The following is a 21,554-nucleotide window of genomic DNA, read 5'->3' on the forward strand; positions in this document are numbered from 1 at the left end:
CGAAGTCGTCGAACGAGACCACTGTGTCCGACAGTCGATTGAGTGACACGTCACGTTTCAGTGAGATCGGAAATCAGTCTCTCCATCATCTGTCGCGCTTGGTCTGCGTCCTGTTGCTGAATTGCGCGAATGACCGCGACATGCAGAGAGACAGAACGGTCCATTTTCTCCGGGCTGCGAGCTGCAAACCACAGCCTGCGTGAATGGGTCTGCAGGGGAGCCAGAGCAGCAATGAGAAACGGATTGGGGCAGGAAGCCTCAAGTATCTCGTCAAACTGCTTGTCAGCAGTCAGAAACCCGCCGTAATCGCCGGTCGCAGCGGCTGATGTCATCGCACGTGCACAATCCATCAAGCCCTCCCTTTGCTCAGGTGTTGCGTTCGACGCGGCCAGGCCGGCCGCCATTGGTTCCAGCTTGTGTCGCACCTCCATGATCTGGCGATGATCCTGCGGACGGATTTCTGCCACCTGCAGTCCGACCCTTGGTCGGACAACAATGAGCCCCTGCCATTCCAGCTTCTGAATAGCCTCGCGAACAGGGGTTCGCCCGTGACCGGAGCGGGCAATGAGCTGCTTCTCCGTGACCAATGCACCTGGTGCAAGCTCAAGGGTCACAAGCGCATTTTCCAGCGCCAGATAAGCGAGGTGACTCAAAGGGCTTCCGGACTCAGTCATGCCAATCTCCTGTGATATATCAGAGATTGACACACCGCACCCAAGCTGGCAAGCTGCCGTGATATATCACAGATGGAGAGTGCGATGTGGAAAGGTGTTTATCCGGCCGTAACGACGAAGTTCACGACCGACGGGGGGCTTGATCTGGCAGAAATGGAACGCTGCTTTGCGCTTCAGTTTGAAGCTGGCGTTGATGGCATGATCGTCTGCGGGTCGCTGGGCGAAAACATGGCGCTCGAACCGGATGAGAAACTGGAGATTCTTCGGGTCGCGAAATCGGTTTCCAACGGGAAGCCCGTCCTGATGACGATATGCGAGAGTGCGACCCGCAGAGCTGCCGCGGCGGCGGCAGCAGCCGCCAAGGCAGGTGCCGATGGTTTCATGATCCTGCCCGGGGTTCCTTACAAATCTTCACCGCGCGAGACCCTAAACCACATCTCCTCTGTTGCTTCGGCAGGCTCGCTGCCGGTGATGGTCTACAACAACCCGGTGTCCTACGGCGTGGATGTCTCCATTGCGATGTTCGAGGAACTGGCCAAAAACGACCTGATCGTTGCCATGAAGGAATCGACCGACGACGTGCGTCGGGTTACTGACGTAATCAACGCCTTCGGCTCGCGTTTCGATGTCTTTACGGGTGTCGACAATCTGGCTCTGGAAAGCCTTGTTGTTGGGGCGGATGGATGGGTCGCAGGCCTCGTCGTCGCCTTTCCGAAGGAGACGGTTGCGATCTATCGACTGGTGAAGGCCGGACGTATCGAGGAAGCGCTTGCGGTCTATCGATGGTTCCGTCCGCTGCTTGATCTCGACGTCTCTACATTCCTTGTCCAGCAGATCAAGCTCTCGGAAGTGCTTGCAATCGGCTCCAATGACCGGGTCCGCGAACCACGCCTGCCACTGGAAGGAGAACATAGGGCGCGCGTCGTGGCAGTGATCGAAAGAGCCCTTGCGACACGTCCGACACTGCCGGCATTTTGATTATCGTCCAACGAGAAGCCAGGCGGGTTCGAGGTTGAATCCGCCTTGTTTCATCAAGGCTGGGGGGCCGGGGCTTTACGAAATCTATTCGTGCCGCAAGGCTTCGATGGGATTCATTTGTGCGGCTCTTCGCGCCGGGAAGTAACCAAAGATCATGCCGATGGCTGCCGAAAACGCGAAAGCCAGGAAAACAATCAGCGGGCTGACGACGAACGGCACACCCATCAACTGGACCCCCCCATAGGCAATGGAGAGCCCGAGCAGGATCCCAACCACGCCGCCGAACACCGAAAGCGTGACAGCTTCTATCAGGAACTGCGTCAGGACCTGTTTTTCAAGCGCCCCAATGGCAAGTCGAATGCCGATCTCGCGTGTGCGCTCGGTCACTGACACCAACATGATGTTCATGATGCCGATGCCTCCGACGAGCAGCGAAACAGCAGCGACGGCACCCAGAAGTCCCGTCAGAAGCGTTGTCGTCCCCGTCAGCGTCGCGGCCATTTGTGTCATGTCGTTGACGGTGAAATCGTCCTCACGACCACCACTGATTTTTCGGCGTTCTCGCAGCAGCAGTTCGACACTGCCCTGGATTTTTGCGGTTGATACGCCGTCTTCTGCCGAGAGCATCAGGCTTGAAACATCGGGAGACCCGCTAATCCGCCGTTGGAAGACCTTGAGCGGCATGATGACGACATCGTCCTGATCACTGCCCATGCCGCTCTGACCTTTGCGGATCAGGGTACCAATCACTTTGCAGGAAATGCTGCCAACGCGGATGGATTGATCAATTGCAGGGGTCGAGCCAAAAAGCGCAGATCGAACGGTTTCGCCGATGATGCAGACCGATTGTCCGCCGCGCTCCTCAGATGGAAGGAAATTGCGGCCATGATCTAGTTCCCAATTCTGGGCAATCAGGTAACCGGCACCGGACCCGACAATGCTGGTCGCCCGGCTTTCTCCACCATAGACAACGGTCTGACTGGACTGATTGACCCCCGCAACGGCGCGCAGCCCCGGGATCTGTTCCTTGATTGCCTCAATATCCCGGACCGTAAAACGTTTGGCGTCCAGACCCGCGCGACCGGGTCCATATTGTCCAGGGCGGACAAAAAGGAGATTGGTGCCCAGCTTGGATATTTCGGCCGTTACCTGGGCAGTCGTGCCATTGCCGATTGTCACCATCGCAATCACTGCCGCAACGCCGATCACAACACCAAGCACGGTCAGGAATGACCGCAACAGGTTGCGGCTGATCGCCCTGAAAGCGAGCTTGATGGCTTCAAACAGCATGGCTGCTCTCCCCGCCCGTGGCGATACTATCGGACTGAAGATGTCCGTCGACAAAACGCAGAACGCGCTTCGCATAAGCGGCAATGTCGTCCTCATGGGTAACCATGATGACGGTAATGCCTTTGTCGTGGTTGAGGGCCGTGATCAGGTCCATGATCTCGCGGCTCGTCTTCGTATCGAGATTACCGGTCGGTTCGTCCGCCAGCAATATGGCGGGATTGGTAACGATCGCGCGTGCGATCGCGACGCGCTGCTGCTGCCCGCCAGACAGCTCTTGCGTGGTATGGTTCTCCCGACCCGCGAGCCCCACCTGTTCCAAAGCTTGCATTGCCAGGGCGCGACGACCACGGCTGTCCATGTCCCTGTAGATCAAAGGCAATTCGACATTCTCCACGGCGGACGTGCGGGCCAGCAGATTGAATCCCTGGAACACGAATCCCAGCATATGGCGCCGCAACAATGTGTATTGGGAGCGGTCGAAGCCTGTCGTATCAAGCCCTTGAAACAGATAGGTGCCAGACGTCGGCACATCGAGACAGCCAAGGATGTTCATCGCCGTCGATTTGCCTGATCCCGATGGCCCCATGATTGCAACGAATTCGCCTCGGTTGATCGTAAGATCAAGGCCGTCGAGCGCACGGATCGTCGCCTCTCCCCGACCATAGGTTTTCGAAATCTGTCTGAACTCGATCAGGGGAGGAGATGGCGTTACATCCTGCATCAGCGACCTGTCTCGGACGAATCCGTGATCAGCAGATCGCCCTCCTGGATATTGCCGCTGACAACGACTGTATTCTGACCGTCGCTCGCGCCGATCTCAATATTGATGGCCACGGGCATATCGTTGCGCAGCAGCCAGACGGTACGTTCGGTTCCGACAGGTTCCGGAGGTGCTATCGAACGGGTTCGGGGAGGGCCGAACAGACTGAAGCCACTGCTTTCTTCCTCGATCTCCAGGGTGGGCGGTGTATAGCGAAGCGCCGCGTTGGGAATAAGGATCGCATCCGTGATCGACTGGACGATGATGTCTGCCGTAGCCGTCATCCCCTGGCGGAGCAAAAGATCATCATTACGGACGGCCAGTATGCCCTTATAGGTCACGACGTCATTTACAGTTTCCGAGACGTATCGAATGGCGGTGATCTTGGCGGGAAATTGCTGGTCGGGGAAGGCGTCAACTGTGAATTCTGCTTTCTGTCCGACCTGCACTTGACCCACATCCGCTTCGTCAATCGAGACCTGCAACTCCATCTCGCGCAGATCGCCGGCAATCGTAAACAGCGTCGGGGCTTCAAGCGATGCTGCAACCGTTGCCCCCGGATCCACATTCCGCGACAGGATAACTCCGTCGATCGGCGAGACGATCACGGTCTTGGAGAGGTTGAGTTTTGCCTGCTCCAGCGTCGCTTGTGCCGAGAGCACGCTTGCCTCGGCTGCCGCCTTGCTGGCCTGGGCAGCCTGGTAGGTGAACCGCGCCGAATCGAGTTCCTGCTCACTGGACACACGATTGGTGACCAGCCCCTGCAGCCGTTCAAACCGAGCCTTCGCCGCCAACATGTCGGCGTCCGCCTTGGTGACATTGGCTCTTGCCGTCAGTAAAGCAGCTTCCGCGCCCTTCAGATCCGCTTCGAATCTTGCATTGTCGAGACGCGCGACGATATCGCCTTTGCCGACGCGTGAATTGAAATCGACCAGGACCTCACGCACAGTTCCGGACTGTTCACTGGACACGTCCACCCGCACGGTTGGCTCGACCGAACCGGTCGCGGTGACAGAGACCGTCAGATCGCCACGTTTTGCGGCTTCGCTTCGGTACACATGGGTCGTATCCTGGCCGAGATACAGATATGTCGCTCCTGCCGCAGCAACCAGACATACCCCTAAGAAGAACCGTATCCACTTAAAACGCCTGGCACGCGGGGCGCCGATCAGTGCCTTCAAGTCTTCGGTGCTCGTGAGGGGATCATGTTTTTCTTGGTCGGCTTGCAAAATCAATCACCATGGCTGTTCAAGCGGTGGGACCAAAATGCCTGACCTCGTCTTGATCCGGCTTGATCAGCATCAAGCGCCCCCATTTCTCCTCTGATGCCCTTGTCACAGTTCCTGCAAGGACCGAAGTGAATGTTTGGTAAGGTTTTGATTGGGACGCCTCAATTGCGGCGCGTTTGTGGACGTGTCAGTCTCGACGCGCATTGTCTCGAAGCACCAATCCGAGCACATCCGTCACAGGTCGAGTGACATTTCATGCAAAGTTCGCGGTTCGCCGGAAAGTCCGATCAACGAAAGCGGACTTTGTAAATAATTGAAAATATAAAGTTTAGTGGTGAGAGCGCAGGGATTCGAACCCTGGACCTACTGATTAAAAGTCAGTTGCTCTACCGGCTGAGCTACGCTCTCCCGCGCGGAATGTTGACCCGCCTTTGGAAGTGCGCGGAACATAGGCAGGAGCCATGGGTCGGTCAACCAAAAAATCACGCCTATTCACGCGAAAATCTGTTCAATTGTCGCAACGAACAGAAAGGTGATTGGCAAGGGTGCGGCGACAGGGCTAGGAAAGCGGCGGAATTCACAGACGGAGCAACCCTTGTCGATAGCAGACATTTCCCTCTTTACGGCCTTGCTAGCTGGCGCTCTGTCATTCCTGTCGCCTTGCGTTTTGCCGCTGGTGCCACCTTACCTTTGCTACATGGCGGGTATATCGGTCGACCAGTTTCGTGACGGAACCGCCGCCGTCAACCGCGATGCAAGGCGCACCGTGTTCATAACATCGCTTGTCTTCACTCTCGGTTTTGCAACTGTTTTCGTTGCGCTGGGGGCAGGGGCTTCCACGATCGGCATGCTGCTGCGGCAGCATATGGATATTCTGGCCAAGATCGGCGGGCTGATCATCATCATCATGGGGCTCAACTTCCTCGGCGTGTTCCGTCTTGCCTTCCTCTCCTCCGAGATGCGCTTTGCAAGCGGTGGCAAGCCGGCGACCATTTCGGGTGCCTATGTGATGGGCTTGGCCTTTGCCTTTGGCTGGACACCCTGCATCGGTCCGGTGCTTGGCGCGATCCTGGGCGTCGCCGCCGCCCGCGAAACCGTGGGAGATGGCGCCATGCTGCTTGCCATTTATTCCCTGGGACTTGCCGTTCCATTCTGGATCGCCGCCGGCTTTTCCGGCGCCTTCATGCGTTTCCTCACGCGTTTCCGCCGCCATCTCGGACTGGTGGAAAAGGCGATGGGTGGTCTCCTGGTGGTCACCGGGCTTGCATTCATGATGGGCTATATCTCGGATCTCGCAATCTGGTTTCAGCAGACCTTTCCAATCCTGTCGCAAATCGGCTAAGTCGGCCTGCGCATTGATGCGTGGGAGTTGAGGAGACGCCGATGGCTGACATCGTTGCGCTGGTTATGCCGTTCTTCGGCATGATTCTTTTGGGATATGTGTCGGGACGTTTGGGCAAGCTCTCAGCCGATGCATTGGGTTGGCTGAATTTCCTGATTATCTACATCGCCTTGCCGGCTCTCTTCTTCAAGCTCGTGTCCCGTACACCGATCGAACAGCTCACCCGTATTGATTTCATTGCCGCCGCCCTTGCCGCGACCTATTCGATCTTTGTCTTCGTTTTTCTGATTGGTCGTTTCATCAGAGGTTCGAACATACCCGAATCGACGTTGCAGTCTCTCGCTGCATGTTACGGCAATATCGGTTACATGGGGCCTGGTCTGGCGCTTCTGGCCTTTGGCGAAGAAGCTGCTGTGCCCGTCGCCCTCGTATTCTGTTTCGAAAATGCCATGCACTTTATCGCCGCCCCTGCCTTGATGGCCTTTGCCGGCGGTGACAAGCGACCACCGCTGATTCTGGCTTGGGATGTGATCCGCAAGATCATCACCCATCCGTTCATCATCGCGACAGCGGTCGGCTTTGCCGCAGCAGCTATCGAGTTCCAGCCGCCTCTGGCTCTGCAAAGGCTTATCGACAATTTCGCCCAGGCGGCGGCGCCCTGCGCACTCTTTGCCATGGGCGTCACGCTCGCATTGCGGCCATTGAAACGGATTCCGGTCGAGATCAGCTACATCGTGCCGATCAAGCTCGTCCTGCACCCGATTCTCGTCTATGTCGTGTTGAGCTTTGTCGGAGATTTCGATCCGCTTTGGGTCTATGTCGCTGTTTTGCTGGCGTCCTTGCCCACGGCAACAAACGTCTTCGTCATCGGCCAGCAATATGGTGTTTGGCAGGAACGCGCCTCCGCCACCATCATGATCACCACAGTCCTTTCGGTCCTGTCCGTGTCGCTCGTGCTATATGCGATCAAGAGCGGCCTGCTACCGCCGGACCTTTTTCCGTAGCATGTCCGGAAACCGGCGGAAGCCCCGGCCGGGCGCCACGCCCTCCTGCATCACGAAATTCCTGAGGGGTGCAAAGGAGGCCAGCAGTTGAAGGCCGCTGGCGCGCAACATCTGGACTGGCAGGAATGGCGACAGAAGCGAGCGGTTGAGAAGATCGACGCTTGCCGTCCGGCTGGCGATATCGAGGCGGCGTCGGCGGTCGAAGCTTTCCCCGGCCTTGGCGTCAATCGGTACGCCGCTGCGATCGATGAGCACCTCCTCGAGTGCTGCCACGTCGCGCAGACTGAGATTGAGACCCTGGGCGCCGATTGGCGGGAAGGCATGCCCGGCCTCGCCGATGAAGGCTGACCGGCCCTTGCCATACTGCCGCGCGGTCATGCCCGAAAGTGGCCATGCCTGAGCGCCATCCTCCACGTCGACTTTGCCCAGCATGGACTGCATGCGCTTTTCGATGGCGAGCGAGAGTTTGTCTCGATCAAGTGCAAGCAGATCTGCCGCCTCCTGTGGCGTCACCACCCAGACAAGGCTGGATCGCATACCCGGCAAGGGGACCTGCGTGAACGGGCCGGTTTCTGTATGAAACTCGGTTGAGACATTCTGGTGCGAAACGCTGTGCGAAAAATTCAGCACAACAGCCGTTTGCGGATAGGACCACGAATGCGTCCCAACGCCCGCGCTCTCCCTTGTCATCGAGCGCTTGCCATCCGCGCCGACCACGAAAGCGGCTTGAACCGCTTGACCGGTCGAAAGCTCAATGAAGACGCCTTCATCATCGATGTCGATCCGCGAAGCGTCCGCCGACAAACGGATGATGTTGGGTTCCCGTTCGATGGCCGCCTGCAGGACCTTCAAAAGCTCTGCATTCGGTATGTTGTGGCCGAAAGCCGGCAGATCGATTTCGGCGCTTCGAAACGCGACCGTGGGGGCACGCAACAAGCGTTTCGTACCATCTATAATCTGCATGGTGGTCAGCGGCGCAGTTGCGGGGCGAAGCGCATCCCAAAGCCCGAGACGCTGCAGCATTTCCAGGGACGGATACATCAGTGCCGTTGTGCGTTTGTCCGCTACGCTGTTGTCCGGTCCGATGAGAGCGATCTTCCGACCACCCCGTGCCAGCGCAATCGCAGCAATGGAGCCCGCAGGCCCGGCACCAACAACAGCGATATCGATCTCCGACATGAACAAACCCCTGTTTCCCAATGGCATCTATCTAGAGCCTGCCTTGGGGGAAATCCATGGGTTCATTTGGCGCAGGCCCGGTTGACAGTGATCGCATCGGGAAAACGGTCGGGCAGAGGTGGCGCGAGGTTGCAAATGTCCCGTTTTCGTCGGATACCCGATCTGCTGGGATGGATTAGCGTGGAGCGCGGATGAAAATCTTCAACTATCGGCGGGTGCCCTATGCGGAAATACGGGCCTTTTCGGTTCATATCCTAACGGCATCCGGCTCATTCCTGGCCTTTCTTGGCGTGGTCGCCGCAGCAGAAAAGCAGTTCGTTGACATGTTCTGGTGGTTGGGGCTGGCACTCTTGGTAGATGGCATAGACGGTCCAATTGCACGCAAGGTGCGGGTAAAAGAGGTTCTACCGAACTGGTCCGGCGATACTCTCGATAACATTATCGACTATGTAACATATGTCCTGCTTCCGGCCTTTGCTCTCTATCAAAGCGGCATGATCGGGGAAGGGTGGTCTTTCGTCGCTGCAGGTCTGATTGTGGTATCCAGTGCCATTTACTATGCAGATATGGGCATGAAGACGGATGAGTATTTCTTCTCGGGCTTTCCGGTTGTCTGGAATATGCTCGTTTTCACGCTTTTTGTTATTGATGCCAGTGAAGTGACGGCCTTTGTTGTCGTGCTAGTGTCAGTGGTATTCACTTTCCTTCCGATAAACTTCCTACACCCGGTCCGCGTTAAGCGACTACGAAAACTCAATCTCGGTATTTTCCTCGTGTGGTGTGCACTGGGCGGCTATGCACTTTTGCTGCATTTCGAGACGCCATCCTGGGTGGTCGTGGGCATGATCCTTTCTTCGATATACCTCTATGCCATCGGTGCGGTCATGCAACTCTTCCCCAAGCTTGGACAGAAGGCAGTTTGACCGATTGCAATTTGGCGATGTCGGAAATTGCTGTCAGATTAGGCGCCAGAAGAAGTAGCGGATAACTAAAAAAAGCGCTGCCTATATATTGTGCGACGCGGCAAAGTGGTTATGAATTATGCGCGTGCCTGCCATGTAGGTCTGTTGATGAGTTAAAGGGGGATTGCGTGACACCAGACAGTTCAGTTGGCGGTTTGCCACTGTTGTCCGTGCACGGTTTGAGTAAGGTGTTTGGTTCGTTCACGGCCTGTGATCGAATCGACCTCGACATAGCGCAAGGTGAAATTCACGCGCTTCTTGGCGAAAACGGTGCTGGCAAGTCGACACTTGTCAAAATGTTGTTTGGCATCCTCGCGCCCTCCGAGGGTTCTATAGCTTGGCTGGCCAACACGGTATCGATTGCAAATCCCGCAGCCGCGCGCTCGCTTGGCATCGGTATGGTCTTCCAGCATTTCTCTTTGTTTGATGCGCTGACGGTCGCGGAAAACATTGCCCTGTCCCTCGACGAAAAAATTTCCATGGCCGATCTCGCCGAGAAAGCGGCAGAACTCTCGCGCGCCTATGGCTTGCCGCTTGATCCTTATGCGCACGTGGCAGATCTCTCCGTCGGCGAGCGACAGCGGATTGAGATCGTCCGTGCCCTGCTGCAAAATCCCAAGCTGATTATTTTGGATGAGCCGACATCCGTTTTGACCCCGCAGGAAGCGGACAGGCTTTTCGAGACGCTGTTCAAGCTGAAGGAGGAGGGGCGTTCTGTCCTCTATATCAGTCATCGGCTTGAAGAAGTTCAGAGGATATGTGATCGCGCAACGGTTCTGCGGCACGGAAAGGTGACGGGCTCCTGCGACCCTCGCCATGAAACGCCCGCTTCACTGGCCCGCATGATGGTCGGGGCTGAAGTGGACAGTGTAAAACGTCCTCCGCCTTCGCAAGAGAGCGTGGTCCAGCTTGAAGTGACCGGGTTATCGGTCAGCCCACGCTCACCTTTCGCCATGGCGCTGAAGGATGTTTCCCTCTCGGTCAAGGCCGGGGAGGTTCTCGCGATCGCCGGCGTGGCGGGCAACGGTCAAAGCGAACTTTTTGATACCCTGTCCGGAGAATATCCGGTTGAAGATAATGAGAAAATTCGCATCCGCGGTCAGGCGGTGGGCCGTCTCGGGATCAATGGAAGACGACTGCTCGGTGCCGGCTTCGTCCCAGAAGAACGCCACGGACATGGTGCTGTCACCACTCTGACACTCTCGGAAAATCTTTTTCTGTCGCGCAACACCTCCGATCGCAGCGCCTATGTCACGGGCGGCAAGCTGGGCGTAATTCGCCACAGCCTGGTTCGAAAGGCGGCAAGACGAATTGCCGAATTGATGGACGTTCGAAAAAGCGGTGAGGATCCTCCGGCAGGATCGCTTTCCGGCGGCAATCTGCAGAAGTTCATTGTCGGTCGTGAACTGGACCGCCAGCCAACAGTGCTGGTCGTCAATCAACCGACATGGGGCGTCGACGCCGGTGCTGCCAGCCGCATTCGACAGGCGCTCGTTGACCTTGCCAGCGCGGGGTCGGCCGTGGTCGTGATCAGTCAGGATCTGGATGAGATCTTCGAGATTGCGACGCGCATCGCAGCGATTTCAGAAGGTCGGCTTTCTGAAGCATATCCCGCCGAAACCATGACCCGCGAGCGTCTGGGCATTCTCATGGGTGGCCTGCATGGCTTGGAGACCGCTCATGCGCATTGAACTGGAACGTCGTGCTCAGACTTCAGGCCTGTTTTCAATCGTGTCGCCGCTTCTTGCTCTGGCGCTTACCCTGCTCTTTGGCGGGATCATGTTCATGTTCCTCGGCAAGGACCCGATTTCAGCGCTCTACAGCTTTTTCATAGAGCCTCTTCTGGAAGTATGGTCCCTGCATGAACTGGCGATCAAAGCGGCGCCCCTCATCTTGATCGCTGTTGGCCTTTCGGTCTGCTATCGATCAAACAACTGGAACATTGGTGCAGAAGGTCAGTTTGTAGTCGGTGCCATTGTTGGCTCCATCCTGCCGATTACGTTCTATGAATGGAACTCGCCACTCCTTCTGCCGCTCATGATGATCATGGGAGCCTTGGGAGGAGCTGCCTATGCGGCAATCCCGGCCCTCTTGAAAACGCGCTTCAATACAAATGAAATCCTGACCAGTTTGATGCTGGTCTACATCGCACAACTGTTCCTCGACTGGTTGACGCGCGGTATCTGGCGTGATCCGGGCGGCTTCAATTTTCCTCAGTCGCGCTCTTTTGTGCCTGAAGCCGTGCTACCGGAAGTGCTGGAATCCGGTCGGGCTCATCTCGGCATCGTGTTTGCAATTGTTGCCGCCATCGCCGTCTGGTTCATGATGCGATACACCGTGAAGGGTTTCCAGGTGACCGTGCTTGGTCAATCGGAGCGGGCCGGGCGCTTTGCCGGCTTCTCATCCCGCAAGATGGTGTGGTTTTCGCTGATGTTCTCCGGCGCCCTTGCTGGTCTGGCCGGGATATCGGAAGTATCGGGTTCGATCGGCCATCTGCAGCCATCCATTTCTCCGGGTTACGGCTTCACCGCCATTATCGTAGCCTTCCTCGGACGTTTGAATCCTCTTGGCATCATCGCAGCTGGTTTCGTGCTGGCCCTGACTTACCTTGGGGGAGAGGCGGCGCAATTGTCGATCGGCGTTTCGGACAAGGTCACGCGTGTCTTCCAGGGTTTGCTGCTGTTTTTCGTCCTCTCCTGTGACACGCTGATCCATTACAGGATACGGATCATCCGCGAGCAGATTGGCAACGCGACGGGGAGGGGTACGCCATGATCGTTGAGGCCATCCTCCTGACAGTCATTACCGCCTCTACCCCGCTTGTCATCGCGGCCGTCGGTGAACTCGTCAGCGAGCGCGCCGGCGTGCTGAACCTTGGCGTGGAAGGAATGATGATTATCGGTGCCGTCTGCGCCTTCATCGCGACGCAATGGACTGGAACCCCCTATCTCGGACTTCTGGTTGGCGTTGCAACTGGTGCATTGTTCTCGTTGCTTTTCGGCTTTCTGACCCTCTCGCTGGTGGCCAATCAGGTCGCTACCGGCCTTGCCTTGACAATTCTCGGCCTCGGTGTGTCGGGGATGTTGGGGGAAAGCTTTGTCGGTGTTCCCGGCGTCAAGATGCAACCGATCGCGATACCGCTCCTGTCCGAAATTCCATTCCTTGGACCTCTTCTCTTCAATCAGGACATCTTCTTCTATCTGTCGATTGCCCTGGTCGTTGGAGTGAACTGGTTCCTGTTCAGGAGCAGGGCAGGACTGAGGTTGAGAGCCATTGGCGACAATCACGGCTCGGCCCATACGTTGGGCATCCCGGTCTTGCGCACGCGCTATCTGGCTGTGATGTTTGGCGGAGCCTGTGCCGGTCTGGCTGGCGCACAGCTTTCGCTTGTCTACACCCCCCAATGGGTGGAAAACATGTCCGGTGGACGGGGATGGATTGCCCTTGCGCTGGTCGTCTTCGCGGCTTGGCGCCCGTGGCGTCTGCTCGCAGGGGGCTATCTTTTCGGCGCAGTCACGATTGGCCAGTTGCATGCGCAGGCGCTGGGAATTGGCCTGCCCTCACAATTCCTTTCCGCACTTCCCTACGCGGCGACCATTGTCGTGCTGATCATCATCTCGCACAATCGCCGTACCACCTTGATCAATACTCCGGCATGCCTGGGCAAACCATTCGTGCCGGATCGATAAAAACACAACATCAGGCTTCAACCTAACCAGACAGGGGTATCCAATGAAGAACTTCCTCCTTGTACTTGCGGCCTCCGCCGCAGCCATGATCGGTGTCGCCGCACCGGCCATGGCCCAGGACCCAACCAAAATCTGCTTTGTCTATGTCGGCTCGAAGACGGACGGCGGCTGGACACAGGCACATGACATCGCCCGGCAGGAACTCCAGGCTCATTTCGGCAATAAGATCGAGACGCCATTCCTTGAGAATGTGCCGGAAGGTCCTGACGCCGAGCGCGCCATCGAGCGCATGGCTCGTTCCGGCTGCGCAATGGTGTTCACCACCTCATTCGGCTTCATGGACGCCACGCTGAAGGTCGCCGAAAAGTTTCCGGATGTGAAGTTCGAACACGCAACGGGCTATAAGACTGCGGCGAACGTCGCAACCTACAACTCGCGCTTCTACGAAGGCCGGTTCATCAATGGCCAGATCGCCGGCAAGGTGTCGGATAAGGGCGTTGCCGGTTACATTGCCTCCTTCCCGATTCCGGAAGTGGTTGCTGGCATCAATGCCTTCTTGCATGGTGCTCGAACGGTCAACCCGGACTTCCAGCTGAAGGTCATCTGGGTCAATACCTGGTTCGATCCCGGCAAGGAAGCCGATGCCGCAAAGGCTCTGATCGATCAGGGCGTTGACATTCTGACCCAGCACACCGATACGACCGCGCCGATGCAGGTTGCAGAAGAGCGTGGCATCAAGGCCTTCGGCCAGGCATCTGACATGATCGCCGCAGGACCGACGTCGCAATTGAGCTCCATTCTGGACACCTGGGCTCCGTATTACATCAAGCGCGTTCAGGCGATGATGGACGGCACCTGGACATCGCAGCAAACATTTGATGGTCTTGTTGACGGCATTCTCTCGATGGCCCCCTACACGAACATGCCGGATGACGTTAAGGCCATGGCCATGGAAACCGAAGCCAAAATCAAGTCCGGCGAGTTGAAGCCCTTTACCGGCCCGATCAACAAACAGGATGGCACTGTTTGGCTCGCAGCCGGCGAATCCGCTGACGACGGCACTATCCTTGGCATGAACTTCTATATTGAAGGCGTGGACGACAAGCTCCCGCAATAAATCTGGATTTCCAGCCCAGTCATTGACAAGAAAAAGGGGGGCTCAGCTCCCCTTTTTCGATGCGGGCGATCATTCGAAAATATGCATGTTCTCACTTCCCGACGGCTATCCGCGCATATAATTAGTGTTCGTGTGGCGAGTCGTTATGCCGGCAGGGGGAACTGCATGAAGGATGCGCAAGCGAAGCTGGAGGAACGGGCTGTCAAGTTACGCACCAGCCATTCCAAGGTCGTGGAGCAAATCGGTTCTGCGATCGTATCAGGCCGCTTTCCCACCGGTGAGGCTTTGCCCGGCGACGCCGAACTGGAATATCGCTATGGCGTGTCTCGATCGGTCCTGCGTGAGGTGATGAAGACACTCGCGGCAAAGCGGATGATCGTACCGAAATCGCGCATTGGTACAAAGGTTACACCGCGTAAGAGCTGGAACATGCTGGATGCCGATGTGTTGCGCTGGCACTTCATGGCAGGTGTCTCCCCGGAATTCATCCACCATCTCTATGATGGCCGCCTCGTCCTCGAACCGGCTGGTGCAGAATTTGCCGCCCGGAAGGCAACCGACGAACAGCGCGTGGAACTTCGACGCCTGGCCGAAGCCCTCGGCGATCCCCAGTTCGACCTCGCGTCCCATGTCCAGGCCGATTTGCGATTTCATCTCCAGCTACTGATCATGTCGGGCAATATTTTCATTCGCAGCATGTCAGATTTCGTCGTGGTTGCGCTTGAGGGTGCGTTCCAGGTTACCTCTACTCTCAACAGCCCGGGTCGTTATGAATTGGTCCGCGACGCCCATATGCTGATCGTTGACGCTATTGACGCACGCGACCCAGCAGGCGCAAGAGAAGCCACCCACCGGGTCATCGAGATGGGACGAGAGCGCGCGCTGCTGGCCTTGGAAGCCCGCACTTGAGCACAGTCTTGCTGCCATTCTTGTGAGCGCGGGGCCTTGCGTCGTTGCGTCTGCCTCGCTAGGCAAGCTCCACATCTTGCACCGAGGGAGCCTCTATGGAACCGACATGTCTCGCCGTCATCCTTGCTGCTGGCGATAGCACCAGAATGAAGTCTTCCATGTCGAAGGTCCTTCATCCTGTAGCCGGACGTCCGATGATTGCCCATGTAATGGCGTCCATCGCTGCGTCCGGCATTTCTGACGTGGCCCTGGTGTTGGGTCGTGATGCCGAGAAGGTTGAAGCGGCGGCGCGACGCCCTGACTTGTCCGTGACCGGCGTCATGCAGAAGGAACGTTTGGGTACAGGCCATGCCGTCCTGATGGCCAAGGACATCATCGCCCGCGGCTTTGATCAGATCCTTGTCGCCTATGGGGATGTACCGCTGATCACGTCAGCACCGTTGATCGCCGCCAGAGACGCACTTGCCGAAGGTGCTGACGTTGCGGTGATTGGTTTTCAAACCGCAAGGCCGACTGGATATGGTCGCCTTCTCGTGGAAAACGGCGAGCTTGTTGCCATCCGGGAAGAAAAGGACGCCACCGACCTCGAGCGTGCAGTCACGTGGTGCAACAGCGGGCTAATGGCAATCAACGGACGCAAGGCGCTTGATCTTCTGGGTCGCATCGAAAACAAGAATGCCAAGGGTGAGTATTATCTCACGGATCTTGTCGAGATCGCCCGTTCGCTTGGCGGTCGCGCGGTCGCAGTCGACGCGCCCGAAAGCGAATTGACGGGGTGCAACAACCGCGCTGAACTCGCCCAGATCGAAGAGCTCTGGCAAAAGCGGCGACGCCACGAACTGATGCTGTCGGGCGTGACCATGATTGCCCCGGAAACTGTCTTCCTGAGTCATGATACGGAAATCGGACAGGACGCCTTGATCGAGCCGAATGTCGTATTCGGTCCCGGTGTGAAAATAGAAGGAGGGGCGGTCGTCCACGCTTTCTCGCATATCGAGGGTGCACATGTTGCAGCCGGAGCAACAGTTGGACCGTTTGCCCGTTTGCGCCCGGGAGCCAATCTCGCTGAAGGCGCCAAGGTCGGGAATTTCTGTGAGGTCAAGAAGGCTGAGATTGGCAAGGGTGCGAAGGTCAACCATCTGACTTACATCGGCGATGCGACCATCGGTGCCGAGACCAATATCGGGGCAGGAACGATCACCTGCAACTATGATGGCTACAATAAGCACGAGACCCATATCGGCAAAGGTGCTTTCATCGGTTCGAATTCGTCTCTGGTGGCGCCAGTCTCAATCGGCGATGGCGCCTTGATCGCCTCGGGCAGCGTCATCACGACCGATGTTCCTGCCGATGCCGCCGCCTTTGGACGTGCGCGTCAGGAGTTGAAGCCGGGAAGGGCGAAGGTTGTCCGCGAGCGAAATCAGGCCATCAAGGCCGCAAAAGGTTCAAAGTCCTGATCTCGTCACTCTAGCGTCTTTTGCATTGCGGCATTGCGTTACGAAACGAAACGCAAATTGACCATGCATGTGATTGCGCTTGTCCGCAGAAACGCTAGGACTGTCGCCAACTTGGACTTGGAACGGAGAATCTCATGTGCGGTATTGTCGGCATCGTCGGTAACAAGCCGGTGGCGGAGCGCCTTGTCGAGGCACTGAAGCGGCTCGAATACCGCGGCTATGATTCAGCTGGCGTTGCAACGATCCACGACAGTCACCTTGACCGCCGCCGCGCGGAGGGGAAGCTCTTCAATCTGGAGACAAGACTGGCGGCTGAGCCTTTGCCAGGTGATATCGGGATTGCGCATACCCGTTGGGCAACGCATGGCGTGCCGAATGAAACCAATGCGCACCCGCATTTTGTTGATGGCGTTGCCGTTGTCCATAATGGCATCATCGAGAACTTTGCCGAGATCAAGGAAGCTCTCATCGCCGAAGGCGCGAACTTCATCACCCAGACCGATACCGAGGTGGTGGCACAGCTTCTGGCAAAGTATCGGCGGGAGGGGCATGGTCGCCGCGAAGCGATGCACAAGATGCTTCAATCTGTGACCGGTGCCTATGCCCTTGCCGTTATCTTCAACGACGACCCGTCAACGATCATGGCCGCACGCTCGGGCCCGCCATTGGCTATAGGCTATGGTGACGGAGAGATGTTCCTCGGTTCGGACGCCATAGCGCTTTCACCTTTCACGAACCGGATTACCTATCTGCACGACGGTGATTGGGCCGTGATCGGGAAGGCTGGTGCCCATATCTTTGATCTCGCCGGAAATCCGGTTGAACGCCCGGTCCAGATCTCTTCGGCCACGGCCTATATGATCGACAAGGGCAATCATCGCCATTTCATGGAAAAGGAGATTTACGAGCAGCCGGAGGTCATCAGCCACGCGCTGTCGCATTACATCGACTTCGCCAATCACGCGGTGAAGCCAGTGGTTGACGATCTCGATTTCTCCAAACTCAGGGGATTGGCGATTTCTGCCTGCGGGACGGCCTATCTGGCCGGTCTCGTTGGCAAATACTGGTTCGAGCGCTATGCCCGCCTGCCGGTCGAGATCGACGTAGCGTCCGAGTTTCGCTATCGCGAGATGCCGCTCTCGCCGGACCAGGCAGCACTCTTTATCTCGCAATCCGGAGAAACCGCGGACACTCTCGCTTCGCTGCGCTACTGCCGCGACAACGGTCTGAAGATCGGCGCGGTCGTCAACGTGAAGGAATCGACAATTGCCCGCGAAGCGGATGCAGTCTTCCCGATCCTTGCCGGTCCTGAGATTGGCGTCGCATCGACCAAGGCCTTCACCTGCCAGCTTGCAGTTCTGGCATCTCTTGCAATTGCCGCTGGTCGAGCGCGAGGCACACTGACCGAGGCGGATGAAAGGCAACTCGTCCGCCATCTTGCGGAAATGCCGCGTATTATGAGCCAGGTTCTGAATGCGGTGCAGCCGCAGATCGAAGCGCTGTCGCGTGAACTGTCCAAATTCAAGGATGTCCTATATCTGGGGCGTGGTACCAGTTATCCTTTGGCGCTCGAAGGCGCGCTGAAACTCAAGGAAATCTCTTATATTCACGCAGAGGGCTATGCAGCCGGCGAACTGAAGCATGGGCCAATCGCTCTCATTGATGAGAACATGCCGGTGATCGTCATTGCACCGCATGACCGCTTCTTCGAGAAGACTGTTTCGAACATGCAGGAGGTCGCGGCCCGCGGAGGCCGGATCATCTTCATCACCGACGACAAAGGGGCAGCCGCGTCGAAGTTGGAAACTATGGCAACCATAGTTCTGCCAGAGGTTGCGGAGCTGATCTCGCCGATGGTGTTCTCAATCCCGATCCAGCTTTTGGCCTATCATACGGCGGTCTTCATGGGTACGGATGTCGATCAGCCGCGCAACCTCGCAAAATCCGTCACTGTGGAATAGGTTTCATCGTCCTGGGCCAATTGCCGGAAAGTGGGGATTGCGTAGTGTGGCCAGCTTGGGCATTGTCCAAGAAGAGGAATCTTTTGCACTGCACACACGTGGCGGCTTATGACGGAAAACACGGATCGGATATCGATCGCGGCGCGGCTCAGGAACAATTTTCTGACCGGACTGATCATCTGCGCGCCGCTGGCCATCACGATCTGGCTCACATGGAGTTTTATCCGCTGGGCAGATAGCTGGGTAAAGCCATATATTCCGACCCGCTACAATCCGGAAAACTATCTGCAGTTCGCCATACCGGGAACGGGCTTGCTGATAGCCCTGATTGTCATCACGATGGTCGGCTTTCTCGGGAAGAACCTCATCGGGCGCTCGATCGTCTCCTATGGCGAATCGGTCTTGCATCGCATGCCGCTCGTGCGGACGGTCTACAAGAGCACCAAGCAGATCTTTGAAACGGTGCTGAAAGAGCAGTCATCCTCCTTCAAGAAAGTCGGCCTGATCGAATTTCCCCATCCGGGAACCTGGGCGATGGTCTTTGTGTCGACTGACGCGAAGGGTGAGATTGCTGCAAAGCTCAACGAAGCCGGTGAGGAAATGGTTGCGGTTTTCCTGGCCCCAACCCCTGTTCCGACAGCGGGCTTCCTGATGTTCGTGGCCCGCAGCAAACTGAAGCTCCTCGACATGTCGCCCGAAGAAGGCGTGAAACTGCTGATCTCAGCCGGGCTGGTGACCCCCGAATACAAGCCGAGCCCCGAGGGCGCCATGGCGGCCTTCAAGGACTTGCCACTCAGCGACACGGTTGAACCACAAAGAGCCGCAGTGAAACGATAATCCTCGCCTAACCTGCGTGCAGGAAACGGATCGCCTCATCTCTCCGATGAAGATAGAGCAAAGTGCGGACGGCTTCGCCGCGTTCACTCTTCAGGTCTGGATCGCGCTCCAGAAGATAGGCAGCGTCCTTGCGCGCGATTTCCAGGAGGTCGCCGTGGTGTTCCAGGCTGGCAACCTTGAAGCCTGGTGTGCCGGACTGGCGGGTGCCGAGAAGCTCGCCTTCGCCGCGCAGCTTCAGATCCTCTTCGGCGATCAGGAAACCGTCCTCCGAATCGCGCAGGATCGACAGCCGCGCCTTGCCGGTCTCGCCAAGCGGTCCCTTGTAGAGCAGGATGCAGCTTGAGGCCTCGTCGCCACGACCGACGCGCCCGCGCAACTGGTGCAACTGCGCAAGACCGAATCGTTCGGCATGTTCGATCACCATGATCGTCGCATCGGGCACATCGACGCCGACTTCGACTACGGTGGTGGCGACCAGTAGCCGCGTCTCGCCACTCTTGAAAGCGAGCATGGCGGCATCCTTCTCCGGCCCCGCCATACGCCCATGCACGAGCCCGATCGGCGCCTTGATGAACTGCGCCAGAACCGCCTGCCGCTCCTCGGCCGACATCAGCTCGCTTTCTTCGGTTTCCTCGACCAACGGGCAGATCCAGTAGGCTTTCTTGCCCTCCGCGATCGCGGCCCTCAGCCGCTCGATGACATCGGGCACGCGCTCGGTCGGCACGGTTACCGTCTGGATCGGCTTGCGGCCTGCAGGCTTCTCGGTGAGCTTGGAGACATCCATGTCGCCGAAGGCGGCCAGCACCAGCGTGCGCGGGATCGGCGTTGCTGTCATGACCAACATATGCGGCGAGATGCCCTTGAGGTGAGCCGGAGACGCTGGTGCACGCCGAAGCGATGCTGTTCGTCGACCACGGCGAGCGTCAGGTTCCTGTAGTTGACGGCATCCTGGAAGAGGGCATGCGTGCCGATGACGATCTGCGCTTCGCCAGACGCAATGCGCTCCAGGATCGCCTCGCGCTCCTTGCCTTTGGTTCGTCCGGTCAGCACGTCGATCTTAAGGCCTGCCGGAGCCCCAAGCTTGGCAAGCGTTGCATGATGCTGCCGCGCCAGGATTTCCGTCGGCGCCATCAGCACGGCCTGTCCGCCCGCCTCGACGGCAGCCGCCATGGCAAACAGCGCTACCAGCGTCTTGCCGGCACCGACATCGCCTTGGACCAGCCGCAGCATGCGCTGATCAGACGCCATGTCCTTGAGGATATCGTCGATCGCCGCCAGTTGGCTATCTGTAGGCGTGAAGGGCAGGGTGACGCGGATCTTGCTGCTGATCTCGCCGGTCGGTTTGACCGGAACACCCGGTACCCGTCTCAGCTTCTGACGAACCAGCGCAAGCGACACCTGGCCGGCCAGAAACTCATCGTAGGCGAGCCGGCGTCTTGCCGGAGCCTGTGGATCGATATCCTTCTCGTCGCGCGGATGGTGAAGCGCCTCGATACTGGCGCGGACAGAGGCAAAGCCTTGACGCTGAACCAGCGTAGAATCCGCCCATTCGCTCAGCGACGGTACGCGGGCGATGGCAGATTCGATGCACTTGCGCAGCAGTTTTGGCGAGAGTCCCGCCGTCAGCGGATAGACCGGCTCGACAAGCGGCAGGTTCTCCGCCTCGCTTGCCTTCACCATCAAGTCCGGATGCACCATCGAGGCGCGTCCGTTGAACCAGTCTACCTTGCCTGAAACCATGACGGTTTCATCGACAGGCAGTGCCTTTTCCAGCCAGTTGCCCTTGACGCGGAAGAAGGTGAGCGCCAGTTCCCCCGTCTCGTCATGCAGGAAGACACGGTAAGGCTGGCTGTTATTGCCTTTCGGCGGTGGCTGATGCCGGTCGACCCGGCCCGTCACCGTCACGAGGGCTCCTTGCGGGGCCAGTGCAATGCCCGGCTGGTGTCGACGGTCAATCAGGCGATGGGGCGCGAGAAACAGAAGATCCACGACACGGGCATCCTCTGCGTCCTCTCGCCCAAGCAGCGTGGCCAGCAACTGGGCAAGCTTGGGGCCGACCCCGGAAAGGGAAGAGACAGATGCAAAGAGGGGATCAAGCAGGGCAGGGCGCATGGTAGTGGCAAAATGCCTTGCAAAATGCAGCCTTGGCAAGCTGACATTTCACCG

17 protein-coding genes, 1 tRNA gene and 1 pseudogene are annotated in these 21,554 nt (G+C 57.7%); 12 read left to right on the forward strand and 7 right to left on the reverse strand.

What is annotated here, in order from left to right:
* Window positions 1–50: 50 nt before the first annotated feature.
* Entirely contained in the window at window positions 51–674 is a 624-nt protein-coding gene (locus tag FE840_RS13260; RefSeq protein WP_138288661.1) for a GntR family transcriptional regulator, read from the reverse strand.
* A gap of 84 nt (window positions 675–758) precedes the next feature.
* Here FE840_RS13260 and FE840_RS13265 point away from each other — a divergent pair, with 84 nt between their 5' ends.
* A complete protein-coding gene (locus FE840_RS13265; protein ID WP_138288660.1) occupies window positions 759–1,652 on the forward strand; it encodes a dihydrodipicolinate synthase family protein in 894 nt (297 codons plus the stop codon).
* An 84-nt stretch (window positions 1,653–1,736) separates the two neighbouring features.
* Here the strand turns inward: FE840_RS13265 and FE840_RS13270 are convergent, their stop codons facing one another.
* The 4 genes from FE840_RS13270 to FE840_RS13285 all read right to left on the reverse strand — a co-directional run bounded on the left by FE840_RS13270 (window position 1,737) and on the right by FE840_RS13285 (window position 5,339).
* The gene (locus tag FE840_RS13270) at window positions 1,737–2,942 is read right to left on the reverse strand and encodes an ABC transporter permease (RefSeq protein ID WP_138288659.1); all 1,206 of its coding nucleotides are present in this window, start codon (window positions 2,940–2,942) and stop codon (window positions 1,737–1,739) included.
* Window positions 2,932–3,663 (reverse strand): ABC transporter ATP-binding protein, encoded by a 732-nt coding sequence (locus tag FE840_RS13275; protein ID WP_138288658.1) that lies wholly within the window; start codon window positions 3,661–3,663, stop codon window positions 2,932–2,934. The genes FE840_RS13270 and FE840_RS13275 overlap by 11 nt, the downstream gene beginning before the upstream one ends.
* Entirely contained in the window at window positions 3,663–4,937 is a 1,275-nt protein-coding gene (locus FE840_RS13280) for an efflux RND transporter periplasmic adaptor subunit (protein WP_138288657.1), read from the reverse strand. Before FE840_RS13280 ends, FE840_RS13275 begins: the two co-directional genes overlap by 1 nt.
* Window positions 4,938–5,263: 326 nt before the next feature.
* A tRNA-Lys gene (locus tag FE840_RS13285) sits at window positions 5,264–5,339 on the reverse strand.
* Between the two features lie 187 nt (window positions 5,340–5,526).
* On the opposite strand from FE840_RS13285, the gene FE840_RS13290 reads away from it, so the two are divergent.
* Window positions 5,527–6,273 carry a cytochrome c biogenesis CcdA family protein gene (locus FE840_RS13290; RefSeq protein WP_138288656.1) on the forward strand — a complete coding sequence of 249 codons (747 nt, stop codon included), beginning with the start codon at window positions 5,527–5,529 and terminating at the stop codon, window positions 6,271–6,273.
* A gap of 41 nt (window positions 6,274–6,314) precedes the next feature.
* Complete coding sequence (locus FE840_RS13295) at window positions 6,315–7,277, forward strand: AEC family transporter (RefSeq protein ID WP_138288655.1); 963 nt, start codon at window positions 6,315–6,317, stop codon at window positions 7,275–7,277.
* Here the strand turns inward: FE840_RS13295 and FE840_RS13300 are convergent.
* Window positions 7,254–8,456: a UbiH/UbiF family hydroxylase gene (locus tag FE840_RS13300; protein WP_138288654.1), complete on the reverse strand. Its 1,203-nt coding sequence runs from the start codon at window positions 8,454–8,456 to the stop codon at window positions 7,254–7,256. The two genes, FE840_RS13295 and FE840_RS13300, sit on opposite strands and share 24 nt — an antisense overlap.
* Window positions 8,457–8,647: 191 nt before the next feature.
* Here FE840_RS13300 and pcsA point away from each other — a divergent pair, with 191 nt between their 5' ends.
* The 9 genes from pcsA to FE840_RS13345 all read left to right on the forward strand — a co-directional run bounded on the left by pcsA (window position 8,648) and on the right by FE840_RS13345 (window position 19,388).
* Entirely contained in the window at window positions 8,648–9,379 is a 732-nt protein-coding gene (pcsA, locus tag FE840_RS13305; RefSeq protein ID WP_138288653.1) for a phosphatidylcholine synthase, read from the forward strand.
* 167 nt (window positions 9,380–9,546) lie between these two features.
* Window positions 9,547–11,109 carry an ABC transporter ATP-binding protein gene (locus FE840_RS13310; RefSeq protein WP_246318773.1) on the forward strand — a complete coding sequence of 521 codons (1,563 nt, stop codon included), beginning with the start codon at window positions 9,547–9,549 and terminating at the stop codon, window positions 11,107–11,109.
* Window positions 11,099–12,193, forward strand: a complete 1,095-nt coding sequence (locus tag FE840_RS13315) for an ABC transporter permease (protein ID WP_138288652.1) — start codon at window positions 11,099–11,101, stop codon at window positions 12,191–12,193. Before FE840_RS13310 ends, FE840_RS13315 begins: the two co-directional genes overlap by 11 nt.
* Complete coding sequence (locus FE840_RS13320; protein WP_138288651.1) at window positions 12,190–13,107, forward strand: ABC transporter permease; 918 nt, start codon at window positions 12,190–12,192, stop codon at window positions 13,105–13,107. The genes FE840_RS13315 and FE840_RS13320 overlap by 4 nt, the downstream gene beginning before the upstream one ends.
* 43 nt (window positions 13,108–13,150) lie before the next feature.
* On the forward strand, window positions 13,151–14,224 hold the full coding sequence (locus tag FE840_RS13325; RefSeq protein ID WP_138288650.1) for a BMP family ABC transporter substrate-binding protein: 1,074 nt from the start codon (window positions 13,151–13,153) through the stop codon (window positions 14,222–14,224).
* Between the two features lie 165 nt (window positions 14,225–14,389).
* A complete protein-coding gene (locus FE840_RS13330) occupies window positions 14,390–15,133 on the forward strand; it encodes a FadR/GntR family transcriptional regulator (RefSeq protein WP_138288649.1) in 744 nt (247 codons plus the stop codon).
* A gap of 95 nt (window positions 15,134–15,228) precedes the next feature.
* Window positions 15,229–16,590 carry a bifunctional UDP-N-acetylglucosamine diphosphorylase/glucosamine-1-phosphate N-acetyltransferase GlmU gene (glmU, locus tag FE840_RS13335; RefSeq protein WP_138288648.1) on the forward strand — a complete coding sequence of 454 codons (1,362 nt, stop codon included), beginning with the start codon at window positions 15,229–15,231 and terminating at the stop codon, window positions 16,588–16,590.
* 134 nt (window positions 16,591–16,724) lie between these two features.
* Entirely contained in the window at window positions 16,725–18,551 is a 1,827-nt protein-coding gene (gene glmS / locus FE840_RS13340; RefSeq protein ID WP_138288647.1) for a glutamine--fructose-6-phosphate transaminase (isomerizing), read from the forward strand.
* 108 nt (window positions 18,552–18,659) lie between these two features.
* A complete protein-coding gene (locus FE840_RS13345) occupies window positions 18,660–19,388 on the forward strand; it encodes a DUF502 domain-containing protein (protein WP_138288646.1) in 729 nt (242 codons plus the stop codon).
* Window positions 19,389–19,395: 7 nt separating this feature from the next.
* On the opposite strand, the pseudogene recG reads toward FE840_RS13345, so the two are convergent.
* A pseudogene (gene recG, locus FE840_RS13350) lies at window positions 19,396–21,500 on the reverse strand (ATP-dependent DNA helicase RecG).
* Between the last annotated feature and the right edge of the window lie 54 nt (window positions 21,501–21,554).

The organism is Peteryoungia desertarenae (assembly GCF_005860795.2).
Taxonomy (GTDB): Bacteria; Pseudomonadota; Alphaproteobacteria; order Rhizobiales; family Rhizobiaceae; genus Allorhizobium; species Allorhizobium desertarenae.

What these genes read in the sequence shown, in the direction of transcription:
- FE840_RS13260 (WP_138288661.1), bottom strand. Translation starts at nt 674, where the DNA reads ATGACTGAGTCCGGAAGCCCTTTGAGTCACCTCGCTTATCTGGCGCTG.
- FE840_RS13265 (WP_138288660.1), top strand. Translation starts at nt 759, where the DNA reads ATGTGGAAAGGTGTTTATCCGGCCGTAACGACGAAGTTCACGACCGAC.
- FE840_RS13270 (WP_138288659.1), bottom strand. Translation starts at nt 2,942, where the DNA reads ATGCTGTTTGAAGCCATCAAGCTCGCTTTCAGGGCGATCAGCCGCAAC.
- FE840_RS13275 (WP_138288658.1), bottom strand. Translation starts at nt 3,663, where the DNA reads ATGCAGGATGTAACGCCATCTCCTCCCCTGATCGAGTTCAGACAGATT.
- FE840_RS13295 (WP_138288655.1), top strand. Translation starts at nt 6,315, where the DNA reads ATGGCTGACATCGTTGCGCTGGTTATGCCGTTCTTCGGCATGATTCTT.
- FE840_RS13300 (WP_138288654.1), bottom strand. Translation starts at nt 8,456, where the DNA reads ATGTCGGAGATCGATATCGCTGTTGTTGGTGCCGGGCCTGCGGGCTCC.
- pcsA (WP_138288653.1), top strand. Translation starts at nt 8,648, where the DNA reads ATGAAAATCTTCAACTATCGGCGGGTGCCCTATGCGGAAATACGGGCC.
- FE840_RS13315 (WP_138288652.1), top strand. Translation starts at nt 11,099, where the DNA reads ATGCGCATTGAACTGGAACGTCGTGCTCAGACTTCAGGCCTGTTTTCA.
- FE840_RS13320 (WP_138288651.1), top strand. Translation starts at nt 12,190, where the DNA reads ATGATCGTTGAGGCCATCCTCCTGACAGTCATTACCGCCTCTACCCCG.
- FE840_RS13325 (WP_138288650.1), top strand. Translation starts at nt 13,151, where the DNA reads ATGAAGAACTTCCTCCTTGTACTTGCGGCCTCCGCCGCAGCCATGATC.
- FE840_RS13330 (WP_138288649.1), top strand. Translation starts at nt 14,390, where the DNA reads ATGAAGGATGCGCAAGCGAAGCTGGAGGAACGGGCTGTCAAGTTACGC.
- glmU (WP_138288648.1), top strand. Translation starts at nt 15,229, where the DNA reads ATGGAACCGACATGTCTCGCCGTCATCCTTGCTGCTGGCGATAGCACC.
- glmS (WP_138288647.1), top strand. Translation starts at nt 16,725, where the DNA reads ATGTGCGGTATTGTCGGCATCGTCGGTAACAAGCCGGTGGCGGAGCGC.
- FE840_RS13345 (WP_138288646.1), top strand. Translation starts at nt 18,660, where the DNA reads ATGACGGAAAACACGGATCGGATATCGATCGCGGCGCGGCTCAGGAAC.